General features: G+C 60.0%; 16 protein-coding genes and 1 pseudogene. 10 read left to right on the forward strand and 7 right to left on the reverse strand.

The window, feature by feature from the left end; all coding sequences use genetic code 11:
• Positions 1–14: 14 nt before the first annotated feature.
• Positions 15–833 (reverse strand): AraC family transcriptional regulator, encoded by an 819-nt coding sequence (locus CK910_RS20830; protein ID WP_098984565.1) that lies wholly within the window; start codon positions 831–833, stop codon positions 15–17.
• A gap of 260 nt (positions 834–1,093) precedes the next feature.
• Here CK910_RS20830 and CK910_RS24690 point away from each other — a divergent pair.
• Positions 1,094–1,594, forward strand: a pseudogene (locus CK910_RS24690) (type I restriction-modification enzyme R subunit C-terminal domain-containing protein); the annotation flags it as partial.
• 533 nt (positions 1,595–2,127) lie between these two features.
• Here CK910_RS24690 and dsdC read toward each other — a convergent pair.
• Complete coding sequence (gene dsdC, locus CK910_RS20840) at positions 2,128–3,072, reverse strand: DNA-binding transcriptional regulator DsdC (protein WP_098984566.1); 945 nt, start codon at positions 3,070–3,072, stop codon at positions 2,128–2,130.
• 227 nt (positions 3,073–3,299) lie between these two features.
• Between dsdC and dsdX the strand changes: the two genes are divergently transcribed.
• The 3 genes from dsdX to CK910_RS20855 all read left to right on the forward strand — a co-directional run bounded on the left by dsdX (position 3,300) and on the right by CK910_RS20855 (position 6,503).
• Positions 3,300–4,637, forward strand: coding sequence for a D-serine transporter DsdX (gene dsdX, locus CK910_RS20845; RefSeq protein WP_098984567.1), 1,338 nt, complete (start codon positions 3,300–3,302; stop codon positions 4,635–4,637).
• Between the two features lie 17 nt (positions 4,638–4,654).
• Entirely contained in the window at positions 4,655–5,986 is a 1,332-nt protein-coding gene (locus tag CK910_RS20850; protein ID WP_098984568.1) for a D-serine ammonia-lyase, read from the forward strand.
• Between the two features lie 340 nt (positions 5,987–6,326).
• Positions 6,327–6,503 (forward strand): hypothetical protein, encoded by a 177-nt coding sequence (locus CK910_RS20855; protein WP_005328937.1) that lies wholly within the window; start codon positions 6,327–6,329, stop codon positions 6,501–6,503.
• 86 nt (positions 6,504–6,589) lie between these two features.
• Here the strand turns inward: CK910_RS20855 and icd are convergent, their stop codons facing one another.
• Both icd and CK910_RS20865 read right to left on the reverse strand, forming a co-directional pair.
• Entirely contained in the window at positions 6,590–7,843 is a 1,254-nt protein-coding gene (icd, locus tag CK910_RS20860; protein ID WP_005312750.1) for an NADP-dependent isocitrate dehydrogenase, read from the reverse strand.
• Positions 7,844–8,044: 201 nt separating this feature from the next.
• Positions 8,045–8,920 carry a helix-turn-helix transcriptional regulator gene (locus tag CK910_RS20865; RefSeq protein WP_043134753.1) on the reverse strand — a complete coding sequence of 292 codons (876 nt, stop codon included), beginning with the start codon at positions 8,918–8,920 and terminating at the stop codon, positions 8,045–8,047.
• 132 nt (positions 8,921–9,052) lie between these two features.
• On the opposite strand from CK910_RS20865, the gene manA reads away from it, so the two are divergent.
• Positions 9,053–10,264, forward strand: coding sequence for a mannose-6-phosphate isomerase, class I (gene manA / locus CK910_RS20870; RefSeq protein WP_098984569.1), 1,212 nt, complete (start codon positions 9,053–9,055; stop codon positions 10,262–10,264).
• Positions 10,265–10,488: 224 nt separating this feature from the next.
• Here the strand turns inward: manA and CK910_RS24130 are convergent, their stop codons facing one another.
• A complete protein-coding gene (locus CK910_RS24130) occupies positions 10,489–10,644 on the reverse strand; it encodes a hypothetical protein (RefSeq protein WP_098984570.1) in 156 nt (51 codons plus the stop codon).
• A gap of 692 nt (positions 10,645–11,336) precedes the next feature.
• On the opposite strand from CK910_RS24130, the gene CK910_RS20880 reads away from it, so the two are divergent.
• The 4 genes from CK910_RS20880 to CK910_RS20895 all read left to right on the forward strand — a co-directional run bounded on the left by CK910_RS20880 (position 11,337) and on the right by CK910_RS20895 (position 14,959).
• Complete coding sequence (locus CK910_RS20880; RefSeq protein WP_098984571.1) at positions 11,337–13,244, forward strand: PTS fructose transporter subunit EIIC; 1,908 nt, start codon at positions 11,337–11,339, stop codon at positions 13,242–13,244.
• A gap of 212 nt (positions 13,245–13,456) precedes the next feature.
• Positions 13,457–13,744, forward strand: a complete 288-nt coding sequence (locus tag CK910_RS20885; protein WP_098984572.1) for a hypothetical protein — start codon at positions 13,457–13,459, stop codon at positions 13,742–13,744.
• A 41-nt stretch (positions 13,745–13,785) separates the two neighbouring features.
• Positions 13,786–14,076, forward strand: a complete 291-nt coding sequence (locus tag CK910_RS20890; RefSeq protein ID WP_098984573.1) for a hypothetical protein — start codon at positions 13,786–13,788, stop codon at positions 14,074–14,076.
• Between the two features lie 100 nt (positions 14,077–14,176).
• Positions 14,177–14,959, forward strand: a complete 783-nt coding sequence (locus CK910_RS20895; RefSeq protein WP_098984574.1) for a hypothetical protein — start codon at positions 14,177–14,179, stop codon at positions 14,957–14,959.
• Positions 14,960–14,987: 28 nt separating this feature from the next.
• Here the strand turns inward: CK910_RS20895 and CK910_RS20900 are convergent, their stop codons facing one another.
• Both CK910_RS20900 and malX read right to left on the reverse strand, forming a co-directional pair.
• Positions 14,988–16,184: a MalY/PatB family protein gene (locus CK910_RS20900; protein WP_098984575.1), complete on the reverse strand. Its 1,197-nt coding sequence runs from the start codon at positions 16,182–16,184 to the stop codon at positions 14,988–14,990.
• Positions 16,185–16,270: 86 nt separating this feature from the next.
• Positions 16,271–17,857 carry a maltose/glucose-specific PTS transporter subunit IIBC gene (gene malX / locus CK910_RS20905; RefSeq protein ID WP_098984576.1) on the reverse strand — a complete coding sequence of 529 codons (1,587 nt, stop codon included), beginning with the start codon at positions 17,855–17,857 and terminating at the stop codon, positions 16,271–16,273.
• A 316-nt stretch (positions 17,858–18,173) separates the two neighbouring features.
• Here malX and CK910_RS20910 point away from each other — a divergent pair, with 316 nt between their 5' ends.
• Positions 18,174–19,211, forward strand: a complete 1,038-nt coding sequence (locus tag CK910_RS20910; protein ID WP_098984577.1) for a Mal regulon transcriptional regulator MalI — start codon at positions 18,174–18,176, stop codon at positions 19,209–19,211.
• The last annotated feature ends 8 nt before the right edge of the window (positions 19,212–19,219 follow it).

Here is a 19,219-nt window from a genome sequence, read left to right on the forward strand (position 1 = left end):
GCACCGGCGGCGCGTCAATTCCCCCGGCGCAGCAACTGCCGGTACTGGCGTGGAGACAGGCCTGTCAGGGCTCGAAACTGCCGCGACAGGGCGCTCTGATCGCAAAAACCGCACCGCAATGCGATGTCGGCGATGGCCATATCGCTGCCCTTTAGCCAGTTGATCGCGATGTCGATGCGAGTCTTGGTGATGAACTGACCGGCGGAGAGCTGGAAGATCCGCCTCATGCGCCGCTCAAACTGGGCGACTGATACCCCGGCCCGTCTTGCCAGCGATTCAATGCGCAAGGGGGTGGGATAATGAGTCAGGATGTGATCGACCGCCTCGACGAAGCGATCGTCGATGAAGCCGGCCCGGCTCGGCTCGTGCAGATCGCGTGACATGCATACCAGGCCTACAATGGCGCCACCGGCATCGCGCAGCGGCTCCTTGTTGGTCAGGCACCAGCCGGGGCTGCGGTCGTTAAACAGGGTCAGATCGAGATTGTCCACTACGGGCTCACCGGTGCCAAACAGACGATCGTCCTGGGCCTGGTAGCGCGCTGCCATGTGGGGTGGGAAGATCTCGTGGGCCGTCTTGCCGATGGCATCATGCCGGCTCGCCAGACCACAGCGCTCAGTACAGGCCTCGCTGATGCTCACATAGCGGCCTGCCCTGTCCTTGATGGAGAAAACAATGTCCGGGGCCCGATCGAACAGGGCCTCGAGGCACCGCGCGTCGGGCAGCGCCCGAAAAAACTGTTGCCGCCAGGTATCCAGATCGGCGCGCAGATGCCCCGGACTGGGGGGTTGGGGGGGCAACCACGCCGCGAGGGCGCTGGGAGTTTCTCTCATCATCAACTTCCTTGTTGGTGTGTCCGTACGAATCTCTTCAGCCAGTGTAGCAGCCTCCGGTATGGGCTGTTCCACCCTGTGCCATATCCGGCTCGCACACTCAGTTGCCACCGTCGTCCACGCTCTGTGGCATAGCAATCTACCGGGTCCACAGAGTGCGACCACGCCTTCGCCTGACCCGGTAAGGTCAAGGGCCGGCGGCAAGATCCACCCAAGGGGCTCAACATCACGGGCTTGGCAGTAAGCGTCAGGCCAGTACCGATGGCAAGCTGGTGACCGAGTCATTCAAGGATGACACCCGTAAGACCCTGCTCAAGGAGTGTGCCACCCTTGATGCCTTCACTGGACGCTGCTGGTAGGCAGTTGAGCGCAAGCAGGCCATCATGGGTGAGCTGGCCCGGGCTGGGGTGCGGTGAGACGTCCTAAGCGCCGAAGTGAACCAAGATCTCGACCCGTTCGACCTTATCAGCCATGTGGTATACGATCAGCCACCGCTGACCCGCCGCGAGCGGGCCGACAACGTCAAAAAACACATGCTTTGCTCAACAGCATATCTGTGGCCAAGTTACGACTATGAGTCGCTCCTCCAAGTGGCCAGTATCAAGTCATCTCAATCGTGCCCATTCGCAATTGCTCCATGGTCGAACGGGTTCTGTATGACCATCACTGGCACAGCGCACTACGAACTGCGTAAAAACGAAACCCAACGGATAGTCCAATATAGGATGTTCGAGGCGTGGCAAGGCTTGGGGAGGGGGTAAGAGACTTGGATAATGCGCAATTGCGCAGCCCTGTGAAAAACGAAATACATCGGCGCGAAGAACAACACGCTGAGTATGAATCGTGGGATCCGGGCCATAGGGATTTGAACCCGCATCCCGATAAGTGCGTCGCGAGCGCTCGAAGTAGCCGGTGACCTGGCCCGACAATTCGGCGGGGCAGGCAGGTACGCCTATATGATGGCAAAAATGTGCGGTGGCTTATTTGCCAGTAACACTGAAGCTCTTACCACTAAAGAATCATTTAAAATCAATTCCATGAGTTATTGATTCAGCCTCCCCAGCATTGGAAAAGGCCACTTCGCAAGAAGTGGCCTTTTTTATTTGTGTCCGGTTTCCATCCTATGTCGAACGATTGAACCTTTACTGACGGTACATTCGGCTAACTCGCTCGGATGTCAGACGAATTCCCCGCTCTTCGGCGCCGCGCCTGCCATCTGCACCGCTTTTTGCCGGGTATTCACCCTCCATCCTGCACCCCAGACGGGGAATAACACGGCGCTTGGCCCTGCCGCTTATTGTGTCTCCCCTGCCTGGGCGCAGACCCAGTCGACAAAGGCCTGGATCTTGGGGCACTGGCGGTTAGGCAAGGTCGCTATGTAGTAACGCTGCTCGCAGCGCACCTCCATGCCAGGGAAGGGGGCCACCAGTTCATGTCTGGCCAGCCGCTTGCTCACCAGATTCTTGCGGCCCATGGCGACCCCGGCGTGGTTCATGGCGGCGATAATGGCGAGATCGGAGCGATCGAACCCCATGTTCGACTGACAGGCATCGAGGGAGATGCCGCACTGGCGGGCCCAGCTGCTCCACTCGTCGCTGTCTGAATCATGGCCCCAGGCCTGCCTGTCGTGCAGCAGGCGACAGTGAGACAAGTGGTCCGGATTGTCCCGCAGCCCATGCTGCTCGGCATATTCGGGGCTGCACACCGGCACCATGTACTCATCCATCAGCGGGTGGATGGCGAGCCGCTCCGGGGTCTTGTCATCGAAATAGATAGTCAGGTCTATGCCATAGCCGTGCAGATTGATGTTCTCGTTGCCTGTCATTACGTTGAGATCGATCTGGGGATGCAGGCGAGAAAAATCCGCGAGTCTGGGCACCAGCCAGCACTGGGCGATGGAGGGGCGGGAGTAGACGGTCAGGGAACCGGACAGTTCCTGATGCCTGATCTCCAGGATCTCCTGGTTGATGAACTCCAGCGAGGACTTGAGCGCCCAGAAGACTCTTTGCCCCTCTGCGGTAAGCATCACCTTGCGGTGAAAGCGCTGGAACAGCTTGAAACCGAGCTCCTCTTCCAGCGCACTGATCCTGTGGCTCACCGCACTCGGGCTGAGCGCCAGTTCATCCGCCGCCAGGGCAAACGAGCTGTGGCGGGCCGCCGCCTCGAAGGTATGCAGCTTGGATAGCTGATAACCGTTCAGCAGTTTGTTTCTCGATACGTAGTTGTCTTCGGTATACATCTGACACGCCTCTTCGCCCCCAAAAAACGCACAGATGATAGCCAGAAAACCGGCCTTTGGATGCAGCCAAACAACCCAAACCACATCAAATCCGATAAATGTGATGAATGTGGCACCTTTGCATCAATCTGGCTCATCCAAGACGCCATTTTCATCATTTGTCAGCCGCCCGTCATTTTCATTCAATAGGCGCCTACATCATCACTCATGACACATAGAGGCGCAGTATGAATTCTGAAGTGTGGGTCGTCGGTACCTTGCTGACTAGCATCATTCTGATTGTCTTCACCATAGTGAAGGGCAAGGTGCATCCTTTCCTGGCTTTGCTGCTGGCGAGCTTCTATGTCGGCACCATGATGGGGATGAACCCGGTCAAGATGGTCAACGCCATGGAAGAGGGCATAGGCGGCACCCTGGGCTTCCTCGCCGCCGTCATCGGTCTTGGCACCATACTCGGCAAGATGATGGAAGTATCGGGGGCGGCGGAGCGCATAGGTCTCGCCCTGCAAAAGTGCCGCTGGCTCTCGCCTCAGGTGATCATGGTGCTGGTCGGTCTGGTGTGTGGCATCACGTTGTTTGTCGAAGTGGGAGTCGTGCTGCTCATTCCGCTGGCCTTCTCCATCGCCCGCAAGACCAAAACCTCGCTGCTGACCCTGGCCATCCCGCTCTGCACCGCCCTGATGGCCGTGCACTGCATAGTGCCGCCCCACCCGGCCGCGCTCTATGTCACCAATCAGCTGGGTGCTGACATAGGTTCCGTCATCGTCTATGGCCTCGCGGTCGGGCTGTTTGCCTCCCTGGTGGGCGGCCCGCTGTTTCTTAAGCTGCTCGGTAAACGGGTGCCGTTCAAGGAGGTGCCTGCCGCCTTTGCGAATATAGAGGCGCGCGACGAGGCAAGCCTCCCTGCCTTGAGCGCTTCGCTGTTCACCGTGCTGCTGCCCATACTGCTGATGCTGGCCAAGACGGTAGCCGAGCTCAACATGGATCACGCAAGCGGCCTCTATACCCTGCTGGAGTTCATCGGCAACCCCATCACCGCCATGTTCATCGCCGCCTTCACCGCCTACTACGTGCTGGGGATCCGTCAGCACATGAAGATGGAAGGGCTGCTGAACCAGACCGAGCAGTGCTTCTCCTCCATCGCCAATATCCTGCTGATCATAGGGGCAGGCGGCGCCTTCAACGGCGTGCTCAAGGCGAGCGGCCTGGGAGACAGCCTGGCGACCATTCTCTCCCAGCTGGACATGCATCCCATACTGCTGGCCTGGCTGGTGGCCATAGTGCTGCATGCGGCCGTCGGCTCCGCCACCGTCGCCATGATGGGTGCCACCGCCATCGTCTCCCCTATCATGGTGCACTACCCGAACATCAGCCCCGAGATCATGACGCTGGCCATCGGATCCGGCGCCATCGGCTGCACCATGGTGACCGACTCCCTGTTCTGGCTGGTCAAGCAGTATTGCGGCGCCACCCTGAACGAAACGCTCAAGTACTACACTACCGCCACCTTTGTCGCCTCCCTGATGGCGCTGGCCGGTACTTTCCTGCTCTCCTATATCGTGTAACAAGACCGAGACATCCCATGAAAAACATCGACGTCCAACAACTCATTACCCAATTCCCGCTGGTGCAATCCCTGATCGCACTCGAGCCCGTGACCTGGTTCAACCCCAAGGCCAGCACGCTGGCGGTTGGACTGCCCCATGTGGGGCTGGATGGCAGCGATGTGGCGGATGCCTCCGCCCGGCTTGCCCGCTTCGCCCCCTACATGTGCGACGCCTTCCCCGAGACCCGTGCCAGCCAGGGCATTCTGGAGTCCGAGATCGCCGCCATCCCGGCCATGCAGGCAACGCTCAATGCGCGCTACGGCGTCGAGGTGACCGGCAAGTTGCTGCTGAAAAAAGACAGCCACCTGCCCATCTCCGGCTCCATCAAGGCGCGCGGTGGCATCTACGAGGTGCTGACCCATGCCGAACAGCTGGCGATCAAGGCCGGGCTGCTCTGCGAAGAAGACGACTATCGCAAGCTGTTCACGGACGAGTTTCGCCAGTTCTTCGGCCAGTACAGCATTGCCGTGGGCTCCACCGGCAACCTCGGCATGTCCATCGGCATCATGAGCGCCAAGCTCGGCTTCACCGTCACAGTCCACATGTCCGCCGATGCGCGGGAGTGGAAGAAGCGCAAGTTGCGTGAACATGGCGTCATAGTCGTGGAATATGCCGAGGATTACGGGGTCGCGGTGGAGCAGGGGCGCAAGGAGGCCGAGCGCGATCCCAACTGCTTCTTCATCGATGACGAGAACTCCCGCACCCTGTTCCTCGGCTACTCGGTAGCGGGCGAGCGGGTGAAAAAGCAGTTCGACGAGATGGGCATCAAGGTGGATGCCGAACACCCGCTGTTCGTCTATCTGCCCTGCGGTGTGGGCGGTGGCCCCGGCGGCGTGGCCTTTGGCCTGAAACTCGCGTTCGGGGATAACGTCCACTGCTTGTTTGCCGAACCCACCCACTCCCCCTGCATGCTGCTGGGGGTCCACACCGGCCTGCACGACGGGATAGCGGTGCAGGATCTGGGGATAGACAACCTCACCGCCGCCGACGGTCTGGCGGTGGGGCGCGCCTCCGGCTTCGTCGGCCGCGCCATGGAGCGACTGCTCGATGGCTTCTTCACCCTGAGCGATCAGGAGATGTATGACCTGCTGGGGCTGCTGGCCAGAGAGGAGCAGATCAAACTCGAACCCTCGGCGCTGGCCGGCATGCCGGGTCCGTGGCGGGTCAGTGCCGATGGAGAGTGGCAGGCATCGCGCGGGCTGACTGCCCAGCACATGGCACAGACCACCCACCTGGTATGGGCCACCGGCGGCGGCATGGTGCCCGCCGAGGAGATGGAAAAATACCTGGCCACCGCCAACATTTGATCTTTTTTCACCCAATAAACCCGCCACCCTGGCGGGTTTTTCTCTTCATGGATCAGCAAGATGGCACACCCTTTGCCCTGAGCGTGAGCACCTCACCTCTCCTCCTTCGGCCGCCAATCCCCCCAAGTTGGTTATTTTGTGATAGGATAGGGACCGTTTTTTGACATCTGCGCCCCGTTAGCGCCGTTATCCGGCGAGATCGCTACCCAATCCGGCGATAACAACGAACAGAGGTGCGCAGGAAAACAGTGACCTGGTTGAGTCAGGTCTGGCAGCGGTCGAGAGGCCTGTCTGCCAAACGGGCAACCACCAAGGGCACCTTAGATAAGGAGATCGGGCAATGAAACAATATCAAAGCTGGCTGGGACAATATCTGATGAGTCGCCGCGATGGAGATCACGCCATGGCATCCGAGCTCGCCAACTCCATCTGCGAGTTCTGGCAGACGCAGGGCGATGAAGCCGAAAGCAGCAAGTGGCAACAGCTCTATCAACAGCACGTGGAAAAGACCACCTGATCACAGGTGCACCTTCAGGCCAGCGGCCTGTCACCCATAAAAAAACCGGCGCTCATGGCGCCGGTTTTGCATTTCAGTCTCACCGCTTACATCTGATCGACCATGTCCTGGGCGAACTGGGAGCAGGAGCGCAGGGTGGCACCTTCCATCAGTCGCTCGAAGTCATAAGTCACGGTCTTGTTGGCGATGGCCGCTTCCATCCCCTTGATGATGAGATCGGCCGCTTCGACCCAGCCCATGTGGCGCAGCATCATCTCGGCGGAGAGGATCAGCGACCCCGGGTTGACCTTGTCCTGACCGGCGTATTTCGGCGCAGTGCCGTGAGTCGCCTCGAACAGGGCCACGCCGTCACCTATGTTGGCACCGGGCGCGATACCGATGCCACCGACCTGAGCGGCCAGGGCGTCGGAGATGTAGTCACCGTTCAAGTTCATACAGGCGATGACGTCGTACTCGGCCGGGCGCAGCAGTATCTGTTGCAGGAAGGCGTCGGCGATGACGTCCTTGACCACGATAGTCTTGCCGGTTTTCGGGTTCTTGAAGGAGCACCAGGGGCCGCCGTCGATGAGCTGGGCATCGTACTCTTTCTGGGCCAGGGCATAGCCCCAATCCTTGAAGGCACCTTCGGTGAACTTCATGATGTTGCCCTTGTGCACCAGGGTCACGGAGTCGCGATCGTTGTCGATGGCATACTCGATGGCGGCACGCACCAGACGCTCGGTACCGGCCTTGGACATGGGCTTGATGCCGATGCCGCAGGACTCGGGGAAGCGAATTTTCTTCACGCCCATCTCGTTTTGCAGGAAGGCGATGACCTTCTTGGCTTCGTCGCTGTCCGCCTTCCACTCGATACCGGCGTAGATATCTTCGGCGTTCTCGCGGAAGATCACCATGTCGGTCAGGTCGGGACGCTTGACCGGGCTCGGGGTGCCTTCGTAGTAACGGACCGGGCGCAGGCAGATGTAGAGATCCAGCTCCTGACGCAGGGCCACGTTGAGGGAGCGAATACCGCCACCGACCGGGGTGGTCAGCGGACCCTTGATGGCCACGCAGTATTCACGAATGAAATCCAGGGTTTCGGCCGGCAGCCAGGCACCTTCGCCATAGATATGAGTCGACTTCTCGCCGGTATAGATCTCCATCCAGGCGATCTTGCGCTCGCCTTTGTAGGCTTTCTCGACCGCGGCATTGACCACATTCAACATGGCCGGGGTCACGTCCACACCTATGCCATCCCCTTCAATAAACGGAATGATCGGATGGTTGGGAACCTGCAGCTTGCCGTTGGCATCGACTGTGATTTTCTGGCCCTGGGTCGGGATAACTACTTTGCTTTCCATCGGCATCTCCTAACTTCCGTTTGTTATCAATCTGTAAGTTGCGCGCGGCCATCTTAGCCCATTCGTTTTCATAATCAAATGGCGAGCACGCATGTCAGACCATAGTCGAGTACTGGATCACAATGCGTCCAGCCTGCCCGCCCCGGATCCACAGCGGCCCCGCCAACGCCTGACTCACACAGGTTCCAGCGGCATCCCTGCTTATCCCACCAGCCCCTCACCCTGCCCCTGTGGCTGACTCAGGGAGCGGTACTGGGAAGGGGTCAGCCCGGTCTTTTGCTTGAACACCCGGCAAAAATAGTTCACATCGCCGTAACCGCAGCGGCTCGCCACCTCTTCCAGCCGAAACCGGTACTTTTTCAGCATGAACTTGGCCCGATCGATCCGTACCCAGCTGATGTAATCGGCCAGGCGCATGTGGCCCTGCTCGCGAAACAGGTGGGAGAGATGGCTGGCCGAGACGTTGAAACGGTGGGCGATGGAGTCGCGGGTGATGGGGCGGTGAAAATTCTCCTGGATATAGATGCAGATCCCGTGAAACAGGTCCGCCCCTCTTGGCCGCTCGGCGGCGGACTCCGCCAGCAGCTGGCGGGCACTGGTGAGCAGCGCCTGCAACAGGTGGTTGTCGGTGGGGGAGCGGCCGGGATCCTCGGTCAGCACGTTGAGCGCCGCCAGTATGTGTTCGATCACATGGCCGGCCCGCGCCATTATGCTGTGCTTTTGCACGTCGAAAAAATCGGGGTCTTCCCGCCGCTTGCTCACCAGGCTGAACCCCAGCTGGCGCTTGCCAAACAGCAGGCTCAGCACAGAGCAGTCCGTGGTCCACAGCGGCTTGTTCCAGCCATTGGGAGGAATGTAGAGCGCCTGCCCCGGCAGCACGCTTATCTCCTTGCAGCCCTGCTCCTTGTCCCAGATCTGGTTGAGGTATTCGCCGCTGAACACCAGTTCGAGGCGGGGAAAGTTGACCTGATAGCTGAAACCGGGTGGCACCCCCTGATCCTGGGCAAACCAGATCTGCTCGAAGGGGGCCTGCTCATGAAGGGCGCCATCGAGCAGTTGGCTGAAGATAAGTGACATGCTGATCCTGATCAAATAGAGAGAGGCAAGCGGTTGCGGCGGCAAAGGCCGCCCATGTTATAGTCCGGTCCGCAGCAGCAATGCCACCCTTTTCTTCACCCGACTTTCTTCACACTAAATGAGGCGTCCCTTATGAGCAGTCGCGATCTGTCCTCCTTTCTGCCCTCTTTTTTGTTAATGCAAAATCCGATTCAAGGTTACGACTGGGGCAGTCATGATGCCCTCACCACCCTGTTCGGCATCCCAAATCCGGCGGGCAAACCCCAGGCCGAGCTGTGGATGGGCGCCCACCCCAACGGCTGTTCAGAGGTGACGCTGGCGGGCAGTGCCCAGAAGCTCTCGGCGGTGATCGACGCGGCCCCGGCCGCCGCGCTGGGTGAGGCTACCGTCTCCCGTTTCGGCAGCCTGCCGTTCCTGTTCAAGGTGCTGTGCGCCGAGAAGGCCCTCTCCATCCAGGTACACCCGAGCAAGGCCCAGGCCGAAGCCGGCTTTGCCAAAGAAGAAGCCGCCGGTATCGACCCCAAGGCAGCCAATCGCAACTACAAAGACCCCAATCACAAGCCGGAGCTGGTGTTTGCCCTCACCCCCTATCAGGCGATGAACGGCTTTCGCGCCATTCCCGCCATACTGGCGCTGTTCGAGCGGGTCAAGCTGGCGGCCATCGCCGATCTGGTCGCGGCCCTTGCCGCCAACCAGCACGAAGCGGGCCTGCAGCACTTCTTCCATCAGCTGCTGATTTTACAAGGTGCGTGCAAGGAAGACGCCCTGGCGGGCCTGCTGGCCTATGCCGCCGCGCACCAGGATGAGGAGACCTTCGCGCTGATCACCAGCCTGGCCGCCCAGTACCCGGGGGATGTGGGACTCTTCTCGCCGCTGCTCTTGAACGTGGTAACCCTGCAGCCGGGTCAGGCCATGTTCCTCGATGCCTGCACCCCCCACGCCTATGTGCGCGGCACCGGCCTCGAGATCATGGCCAACTCGGACAACGTGCTGCGCGCCGGTCTCACCCCCAAATACATAGACGTGGCCGAGCTGCTGGACTGCACCCGCTGTCTGCCCAAGCCGGATGACCAGATCCTGCCGGCCCCCCGCTGTGACGGTGTGGTGCAGCACTTCGACGTGCCGGTGCCGGACTTCACCTTCAGCGTCTACCCGGCGGGTGAGCATGCGCTCACCACCGCCAGCGCCGAGATCCTGTTTGCCATCGATGGCACTGTGACGCTCAAGCAGGGCGACGAGACGCTGCGCCTCGAGAAGGGCCAGTCCGCCTTCGTCCCCGCCGCCACCGGCCACTACCAGTTGCTGGCCGAAGGCCGGGTCGCCCGCGCCGGCAACCGCTGCTAAGGCGTGAACCCGGCACGGGTTCAATGAGTGGATAAACCAACAAGGGCCATCACTGATGGCCCTTGTTGTTCCCTGGCGGCGCCTTCGTTCGTCAGTCTGCGCCGCATGACGCCTTCAAGGGCACCATCGCCCGGCCAATAAAAATCCCCCACCTCCCTTGCGGGCTGTGGGGGGTTTTATTATCTGCTTGACCGATGGCCATCACTATGGTGGCCGTCGGCGGGCTAGTGTTCTGCCGCTTCCGGCTGGGACGCTTCTGAACGCTCCCGTTCCCGTTGCAGTTCATCGACCCTGGCTTGCCATTTGTCGTGGGCCTGTTTCTGGCCTTGTGACTCAAACTCCTGGCGCATGGTGTCGATCTCTTGGTCAAGTTTTTCCATCAGGATGTCTCCTTACATCATAGGGTTACACACTGGCTGACGGCACTGTTGGCCAACCTGCTCCCTGATTGGACACCGATCCCGCCTGGATTGTCCAACTAAATAAACGATTGATTATGCAAAAGCTAATCTAAAAATCAGCTAAAAGCCTCTTATGAAACCATACGAAATCATCTAACCCGGCGTAATGAAATTATAAATTTCCTTTTATTATCAGTAAATTGAAATCAACCACATCAACTTTCTCACCGCCATCATCGAGGGCCGCTGGTTATGCACACTTTTTTCACGCGGCTCGGCCAGGCCGGCCTCTCTCCCCTTGCTGATGTGCACTTTGGCTCCCGGACCGCACTTTTGCCAAGCGGCTCACATTTCAAGAGATGGCAAGGGCGCACAAATCTCCATCCATGCTTGCCGGTTCAGGGGGATCCTGTCCCGCCATCTCTTTATTCTCATTTATCTGACAAGCTCAACTATCTGTTTTTAAACAGCTTTAATCAAACATTGGCCAATGCCATGGCATAAACAAAAATGCGAACCGGCTCACAGGGTGAGGGGACTGGCACAAAAATCCAGTAAAGGGCACATATATCCGATTTCGGTGACATGGCTTGGGAGAAACAATAGGCAGGTCAATCGTTTGCTCCATTCGTTACTCATATCACCAGGGCTCGCAGAGCCAGGAGACGCCTATGCTCACCACCTTGATAGATGAAGGACTGATCTGCCTCGACATAACGGCCAACGACAAGCAGGGATTGTTTGTCGAACTGGCCGCCCGACTCAACGCCTGCGGCAAGATAGGCAATCAGGATCAGTTCGTGCGCGACCTCTGGGCGCGGGAAAACCTCGACAACACGGGTTTTGAACAGGGGGTTGCCCTGCCCCACGCCAAGAGTGAGGCGGTATTGCAGCCTGCCATCGTCATCGGCATCAGCCGGCAGGGGATCGACTACGGCGCCGAAGATGGGCTGCCCTCCAAACTGTTCTTCATGATTGCCTCCCCGGCGGGCGGCGCCAACCACCATATCGAGGTGCTGGCCGAGCTCTCCACCAAGCTGCTGGAACCCGGCTTTATCCCCCGGATGCAGGCGGCCACCAGCAAGGCCGAGGTGCTGTCACTGCTGGCGGCCACGGCGCCTGTCGGCCTAGCCGGCAAGCCGCCGGTACGCGCCGAGGCAGCAGCTCAACCGCGAGCCAGTGCACCTGAACCCCAGGATCGCAGCATCAAGGCACAGCTCAACACCCTCAAGCAGCACCTGCTGTTTGGCACCTCCCACATGATCCCCTTCATAGTGGCAGGGGGCGTGCTGCTGTCGCTCTCCGTGATGATGAGCGGCAAGGGCGCCGTGCCCGAGGCGGGCGTGCTCAAGGACATGGCCGACATGGGGATAGCGGGGCTGACCCTGTTTACCGCCGTGCTCGGCGGCTATATCGCCTACTCAATGGCGGACAAACCGGGCCTGGCGCCCGGCATGATCGGCTCCTGGATAGCAGTGCAGCAGTTCCACACAGGTTTTCTCGGCGCCATTCTGGTGGGCTTTATCGCCGGGCTTATTGTCAACCAGCTCAAACGCATAAAACTACCGGACTCCATGAGTTCGCTGGGCTCCATCTTCATCTATCCGCTGATCGGCACCTTCCTGGTGTGCGGCATCGTCATGTGGGTCATAGGTGCGCCCATCGCCGCCATGATGGAGGGGATGAACCACTGGCTCTCCAGCATGGCGGGCTCCGGCAAGGTGATGCTGGGCGCCATCCTGGGTGGCATGACCGCCTTTGACATGGGCGGCCCGGTCAACAAGGTGGCGACCCTGTTCGCCCAGACCCAGGTCAACACCCAGCCCTGGCTGATGGGCGGGGTCGGCATCGCCATCTGCGTGCCGCCGCTCGGCATGGCGCTGGCAACCCTGCTCTCACCACGTCGCTACAAGAAGGAAGAGCGTGAAGCGGGCAAGGCGGCCGCCATCATGGGCATGATCGGCATCAGCGAGGGGGCCATTCCCTTTGCCGCCGCCGATCCGGTGCGGGTCATTCCGGCCATAGTCGCGGGTGGGATCGTCGGCAACATCACAGGCTTCATGATGCACAGCATCAACCATGCCCCCTGGGGCGGCTGGATAGTGCTGCCTGTGGTGGAAGGCAAGATGGGTTATATCCTGGGAACCGTGCTCGGCGCCCTGACCACGGCCCTTATCGTCAACCTGCTGAAAAAGCCGGTGACCGAGGATGAGACAGTGACAACCGCCGACAGCGGCTATCAGATCATCGAAGCGGAAGGGGAAGCGGACGTGCTCGCCATCACCGCCTGCCCGTCCGGCGTGGCCCACACCTTCCTCGCCGCCAAGAGCCTGCAAAAGGCGGCGGCCAAGGCCGGGATCAAGCTGAAAGTGGAGACACAAGGCGCCAACGGCATCATCAACCGCATCAGCGCCAAGGACGTGGCCAACGCCCGCTGCGTCATACTGGCCCACGATGTGGCCATCAAGAACCGGGAGCGCTTCGCCAATATCGAGGTCATCGATGTGAAGACCAGGGAGGCCATCCACAACCCGGAAGGGCTGCTGGCCCGCACCCAGCCGGGCAGCAAGGTGGCCTGACGATGGCACTTTATCTGATGTGCAACAGGAGGGGCCGAGGGCCCCTTCGTTTATTTCAACACCAGCTAAAGAGAGCAGAGCCAATCCGCCAGCCGTACCGGCCACCCAGGCGGGGATAGCACACTCAGCCCACGGAAAGATAAGATAGGAGCCATATTGCAACTGCATATCCCACGGCCCTGCGGCCCCTCACGGACGGAGCCTTGACGCTCATGGAATTGACTGACGTACTGCTCACCCTGGCGGGTCTGGTGACCGCCGGCATCATCCTCAAGAACCGCTCTGTCACTCAGCCCGACTGGGACAAGCTGCCCACCCTGCCCGAGTACCTCAACCTGCATCCCGAGTGCGCCACCGAGGATGACGAGAACGCCAGCTGCTACGCCTGCGGTTCCCACAAGGTGCTATTCCAGCCGCTGACCGGTGCCGGCGATTACCGTCTGCGTCACACCTGCCTTGCTTGCGGCAAGGTGCTGTTTCGCAGCCGCGCCATTCTCTGATCCAGGCCCCTTATCGCGCTTTCTCACCAAGGAGTCACATCATGGACCTCTTATGGCTGTTTGGCCTGCTTTCCCTTGCGGCCAGCCTCTATGCCATGCGTTTCTGGGACAGGCGCCACGCCCACCCCGACTGGCTGCGCCTGCCCACCCGCACCGAGTACCTGAGCGCCCATCCCGAGTGTGCCACCGGGGATATGCTCAACGCCCGCTGCTGCGCCTGCGGCTCGGATAAGGTACTGGGTCACCCCCAGACCGGCTGGTACGACAACCGCTTTCGCCATACCTGCCTCGCCTGCGGCAAGGTGCTGTATCGTACCGAAGAGCCCCGTTGAATAGCCCCAAACCCTCGTCCTCTCTTCATTGATATGGCACGAATTGGAACTCATGAATAGATGAACACAACCCAACTCACTTGAGACAGGGAGTCGTCACATGGAGATGGATTTAACCTCCTTGAAGCGGAAATGGCTTAAGAAACATCTGCAAGAGCTGCGGGCTTCAAAGGACGAGGATGAAGAGAAAGAAGGCATGCTGGGATTTGTCGGCATTCTATGCGCTCTAATCCCCTTGCTGACGGCGGCTGTGTACTTTGTGGGAATGCGCTATTACCACGGTTATCTGGGGCAATTCGGACTGGAGTATACCGAGTTCTCTCAACCCGCAGATGTCACTCTCTTCCACGGATTCGTTCTACTACTCAAGCTGTTTTTACCTTACGTACTTCCTCTGGTTATGACCGTGGGGATACTGTTCGCCATACTCTCAGTCCTATTTTTCAAGGTTAAGTGGCGACTGACGCTTTCCTGGTGGGCGATCCGTTTTTTTGCTCTACAACCGATCGTGCTGAAGGGAGGGAAAATTGCTCACAACTATCCAGCACCTTTTACTTTTAATTGCTTGATTTGGTTAAAAAGCGCCTATCTAAAATTTGCACTTTTTATTCTTCCTCTCCTGCTGGTTGTTTGGGCATCCGAATACACCAAACCAATGGGAGAAAAGGAGGCCAATCTCCAAATCTCCCACCTCGAACAAGGCAAGTGGCCGCTGACCGAGGCCCATAGTCAATCTCCTCTGCTGGGGGATGAGCCCCATATCCGCATCGCCTGCAACGGCTCTCACTGCGCCTACCGCCTCAAGGGGGGCGATACCCTGATCCTGCGCTTCGATCAGATAGAGCAGACCCGTTACAAGCCTGAAAAGGCGGCCTCGAAATAACAACCGCCGCCCGAGGGCGGCGGTTCTCCTATCCGGCAAGCAGCTCCTGCAGCGCCCCAATCAGGGCATCGAGGCCTTTATCTACCTTAGATCGCGGACAGCCGACGTTGAGGCGGATATAGCCTTTGCCTTCCGGGCCGTAGGTGTCGCCGCGCATGATGGCGACCCGGTATTTCTCCACCAGCAAGGTTTGCAGCGCATCCATTTGCTCGGTCGAGTCGATGCCGAGGCCGCTTAAGTCAATCCAGGCGAGATAGGTCCCCTCGGGCATCCGATAGTCGATGGCGGGGAAGGCGGCGTTGAGACGCGCCGCCACTTGGATGAGGTTGCCGTGCAGATAGGATTTGAGCGCATCGAGCCAGGCACCGCCATCCCGATAGGCGCTGATATGGGCCAGCACCCCGAGAATGGGCGGCGATGAGAGGCCGTGGGCCGCCTTGAGCCGCTGCAGATAGGCAGCCCGCGCATCACCATTGGCGATAAAGGCGTAGGCACCGCCAAGGGCCGGAATATTGAAGGATTTGGAGCCCGAGCTCACCAGCGCCCAGTGATCGTCCGGCGCCACTTCACTCCAGGGCAGGTAGCGGGTAAAGCTCACATCCATATGGATGTCGTCCGAGATCACCTTGACCCCGTGGCGTTGGCAGATGGCGGCCATCCGGCTCAGTTCATCCCGCGTCCAGACCCGGCCGGTGGGGTTGTGGGGGCTGCAGAGCAGCAAAATCCGGCAATCGGGGCGTGCCGCCTGTTGCTCGAAACATTGCCAGTCGATCTGGTAACTCCCCTGCGCCTTTATTAGCGGGCAAGGCAGCAGCACCCTGTCATTGGCGGCCAGCATATTGCCGAAAGCATCGTAGGCGGGGGTATGCACCAGCACTCCTTCACCCGGCGCCGACCAGAGGCTCACCAGCTGGGCAATCACATAGATGACCGAGGGGCCGTAGACCAGCGTCTCGGGGTCGAGGGTCGCCCCGTAGCGGCTGGCAAACCAGTTGCTCACCGCCCCCTTGAAGTCACCGTGATTCCAGCGGCTGTAGCCAAATACCCCGTGTTCGAGGCGGGTGGCCAACGTCTGGCGAATGCAGGGGGCGGTCTCGAAATCCATGTCGGAGATGGTAAAGGGGAGCAGGTCGGCATGGCCAAAACGGTCGGCTACATAGTCCCACTGGGTGCAGTAGGTGCCGTGGCGGTCGACCACGCGGTCGAAGTCATCAATATTGCGCATGAAGTTTCTCCATCCATAAACAGGAGACATATTTGGAGAGGCAAATAAGGGGGCTTGCGCCCCCCGTTCGGATTTCATTGGCTGGTTCAGGCCCCCATCAGGCTCTGCAGCTGGTTTTTCACCAGATGCACCTGCGGGCCGATCACTACCTGCAGGTTGTGCTCATCGAGCTTGATCACCCCGATGGCGCCGTTCGCTTTCAATACCTTGTCATCGACCCGGCTCATGTCCTGCACCGACATCCGCAGGCGGGTGATGCAGTTATCGAGCGCAAGGATGTTATCAGCCCCGCCCAAGGCGTTGAGGATGATTTCACCGTTGTAACCGCTGTTGCCCGCCTTCTTGCCCGCCGGTTGGGCGGTCTCGCTGGTTTCAATTTCACGGCTCTCTTTTTCACGACCAGGCGTTTTCAGGTTGAAGCGCACGATGGCGAAGCGGAACACGCTGTAGTAGATGGCAAACCAGATGGCGGCCGCGACCGGCACCAGATACCACTTGGTGGCGGTGCCCTGCAGCACGCCGAACACCAGAAAATCGATAAGGTTGCCGTCGGTGTTGCCGATGGTGACGCCGAGCAGCCCCATGGTCATAAAGCCGAGACCCGTCAGGATGGCGTGAATGACGTAGAGCACAGGTGCTACGAACAGGAACAGGAACTCCAGTGGCTCTGTGATACCGCCGATGACGCAGGCCACCACACCAGAGACCAGCAGCGCCTTGATCTTGCCGCGATTTTCCGGGCGGGCGCAGTGATACATGGCGAGCGCCGCACCCGGCAGACCGCCGAGGAAGGCAGGCATCTTGCCCTGAGAGAGGAAGGAGGTGGCAGAGACCGAGAAGCCGGTGGTGTCAGCGCAAGAAAGCTCGGCGTAGAAGATATTGAGCGCGCCGCTCACCTCGTTGCCACACACAAGCGACGTGCCGCCCGCTTCGGTAAAGCGAATCAACGCCACCAGAATGTGGTGCAGACCAAGCGGCAGCAGCAGACGCTCACCGGTACCGAACAGAAAGGGACCGAAGGGGCCGGCATGGGAAATCAGCGCCCCGATACCGTTGATGCCGGCGGCAAACCAGGGCCAGGCGAAAGGCACGACCAGGCCGACAACCCCCAACACCAGCACTGTGATGATGGGCACGAAGCGGGCACCACCGAAAAAGGCGAGCGCATCTGGCATCCGGTAGGTGTAAAAACGGGCGTGCAGTTTGGCGACTATCACCCCGACTATGATGGCCCCCAGAATACCGGTGTCGATGGAGCTGATGCCGAGGATCGATTTCACCCCGTAGGCCTTCTCCGCCGCCGCATCACCGATGACGTTGGCCACGGTGAGGTAGAAGTTGATGGAGAGGTTGAGCGCCGCATAGCCGACGAAACCGGCAAAGGCCGCCACCCCCTTCTCTTCCCGCGCCAGCCCCAGCGGAATGGCGACCGCAAACATCACCGGCAGGTAGATAAAGGCCACCAGCCCCACCTTGGTCATCCAGAGGAACAGCAGTTGCAGCACCATGTTGTCGAGGAAGGGCATGCTCTGCTTGACCGCATCGCTGGTGAGCGAACTGCCGACACCGAGCAGGATACCGGAGAAGGCCAGCAGGGCGACCGGCAGCATAAAAGTCTTGCCGAGGCTCTGCAGAAACTCCCATATGGTGGATTTGGCGGGGGACTTGGCCATGTGTCTGATCCTTGTGAAGTGAAGGTCACGTCTCGATGCCGATCTCCCGCACTGCGCTCAGGGAGGGCAGGCAGGGGAGAGAGACCGCATCAGGTTTTGTGGATGATAAAACGTTTTATCAACTCACAAGTGCCGACAGGATCACAGAATGGCAGGCCCGAATGGCGAGTGGATCAAAATCTGTGAGCCAGATCGGCGCAGCTGTGATGTAACGTTTCACTTGGGTATGCGAGGGGGTATGCTGTGGTTCTCCGGTCTCTTTGCCCATGGCTGCAGCACTCGTCCTATGTCGTCACAACCCATGCCGTCCAAACCTATGTCGACCAAACCGCTTGTATCGAAAAACGCCAAGATCACCGATGTCGCCCAGCTGGCGGGGGTCTCGGTCACCACAGTCTCCATGGTATTGCGTGGCAAGGGACGCATCTCGCCGGCCACCGCCGAGCGGGTGCAGCAGGCGATCAAGCAGCTCGACTACGTGCCCAACAGCGCCGCCGCCAACCTGCGCAGCCAGCAATCCAACCTGGTGGGCCTGATCCTGCGCGACATCACGGATCCCTTCTATACCGAGGTCACGGCAGGGGTGAGCGAGGTGCTGGAGCAGCAGGGCTACCTGCTGTTTCTGACCCAGTGCGGCCACAGCCCGGAGCGGTTGCAGCAGAGCATCCAGTCGCTGTCGCGTCAGGGGGTGGCAGGCATCATCTTCAATCCGGTGCGCGGCGCGGCGGCCAAAACCCTGGAGACCCTGCTTGACTCACAACTGCCGGTGGTGTGCGCCGCCCGCTCCTACTACCGGGATGACGTGGACTTTATCGGCCCCGACAACACCCATGCCGCCCAGCAGGCTACCACCTATCTCATCGAGCAGGGCCACCGCCATATCGCCTACGTGGGCGGGCGGGCCGACTCCCTCACCCGCGCCGAGCGCATCGGCGGCTACTGCGCCAGCCTGCTGCAATATGGCCTCCCCTTCAAACCGGAGTGGGTACTGGAGTGCGAGCGCACCCAGCGCAGCGCAGCCGACACCATAGCCCAGCTGCTGCACCAGCATCCCAAGGTAACCGCCGTGCTCTGCCACTACCCAGAGGTTGCGCTCGGCGGCATTTACGGGGTGGAGGCGAGCGGGCGCACCGTGGGCAAGGACAACTACATAGGCCAGCAGGTCGCCCTGCTCGGCTTTGACGACGTGGCAGAGGCGGAACTCACCTCCCCTGCCCTCACCTTCATCAGCTCACCGGCGCGGGAGATTGGCCGTCAGGCGGCAAGGCGGCTGCTGACCCGGATGCAGCAACCCGAGCTTGCCCCCAACCGCCATATCATCACCCCCAATCTGCAGAAGCGGGAGTCGGCCTGAGGTCAGGA

The sequence above is a fragment of the Aeromonas sp. CA23 genome (genome assembly GCF_002587065.1).
Lineage (GTDB): Bacteria > Pseudomonadota > Gammaproteobacteria > Enterobacterales > Aeromonadaceae > Aeromonas > Aeromonas bestiarum.

Bases quoted from the DNA above. Each gene is read 5' to 3' on its own strand.
- CK910_RS20830 (WP_098984565.1), bottom strand. From the start codon at position 833: ATGAGAGAAACTCCCAGCGCCCTCGCGGCGTGGTTGCCCCCCCAACCC.
- dsdC (WP_098984566.1), bottom strand. From the start codon at position 3,072: ATGTATACCGAAGACAACTACGTATCGAGAAACAAACTGCTGAACGGT.
- dsdX (WP_098984567.1), top strand. From the start codon at position 3,300: ATGAATTCTGAAGTGTGGGTCGTCGGTACCTTGCTGACTAGCATCATT.
- CK910_RS20850 (WP_098984568.1), top strand. From the start codon at position 4,655: ATGAAAAACATCGACGTCCAACAACTCATTACCCAATTCCCGCTGGTG.
- CK910_RS20855 (WP_005328937.1), top strand. From the start codon at position 6,327: ATGAAACAATATCAAAGCTGGCTGGGACAATATCTGATGAGTCGCCGC.
- icd (WP_005312750.1), bottom strand. From the start codon at position 7,843: ATGGAAAGCAAAGTAGTTATCCCGACCCAGGGCCAGAAAATCACAGTC.
- CK910_RS20865 (WP_043134753.1), bottom strand. From the start codon at position 8,920: ATGTCACTTATCTTCAGCCAACTGCTCGATGGCGCCCTTCATGAGCAG.
- manA (WP_098984569.1), top strand. From the start codon at position 9,053: ATGAGCAGTCGCGATCTGTCCTCCTTTCTGCCCTCTTTTTTGTTAATG.
- CK910_RS24130 (WP_098984570.1), bottom strand. From the start codon at position 10,644: ATGGAAAAACTTGACCAAGAGATCGACACCATGCGCCAGGAGTTTGAG.
- CK910_RS20880 (WP_098984571.1), top strand. From the start codon at position 11,337: ATGCTCACCACCTTGATAGATGAAGGACTGATCTGCCTCGACATAACG.
- CK910_RS20885 (WP_098984572.1), top strand. From the start codon at position 13,457: ATGGAATTGACTGACGTACTGCTCACCCTGGCGGGTCTGGTGACCGCC.
- CK910_RS20890 (WP_098984573.1), top strand. From the start codon at position 13,786: ATGGACCTCTTATGGCTGTTTGGCCTGCTTTCCCTTGCGGCCAGCCTC.
- CK910_RS20895 (WP_098984574.1), top strand. From the start codon at position 14,177: ATGGAGATGGATTTAACCTCCTTGAAGCGGAAATGGCTTAAGAAACAT.
- CK910_RS20900 (WP_098984575.1), bottom strand. From the start codon at position 16,184: ATGCGCAATATTGATGACTTCGACCGCGTGGTCGACCGCCACGGCACC.
- malX (WP_098984576.1), bottom strand. From the start codon at position 17,857: ATGGCCAAGTCCCCCGCCAAATCCACCATATGGGAGTTTCTGCAGAGC.
- CK910_RS20910 (WP_098984577.1), top strand. From the start codon at position 18,174: ATGTCGACCAAACCGCTTGTATCGAAAAACGCCAAGATCACCGATGTC.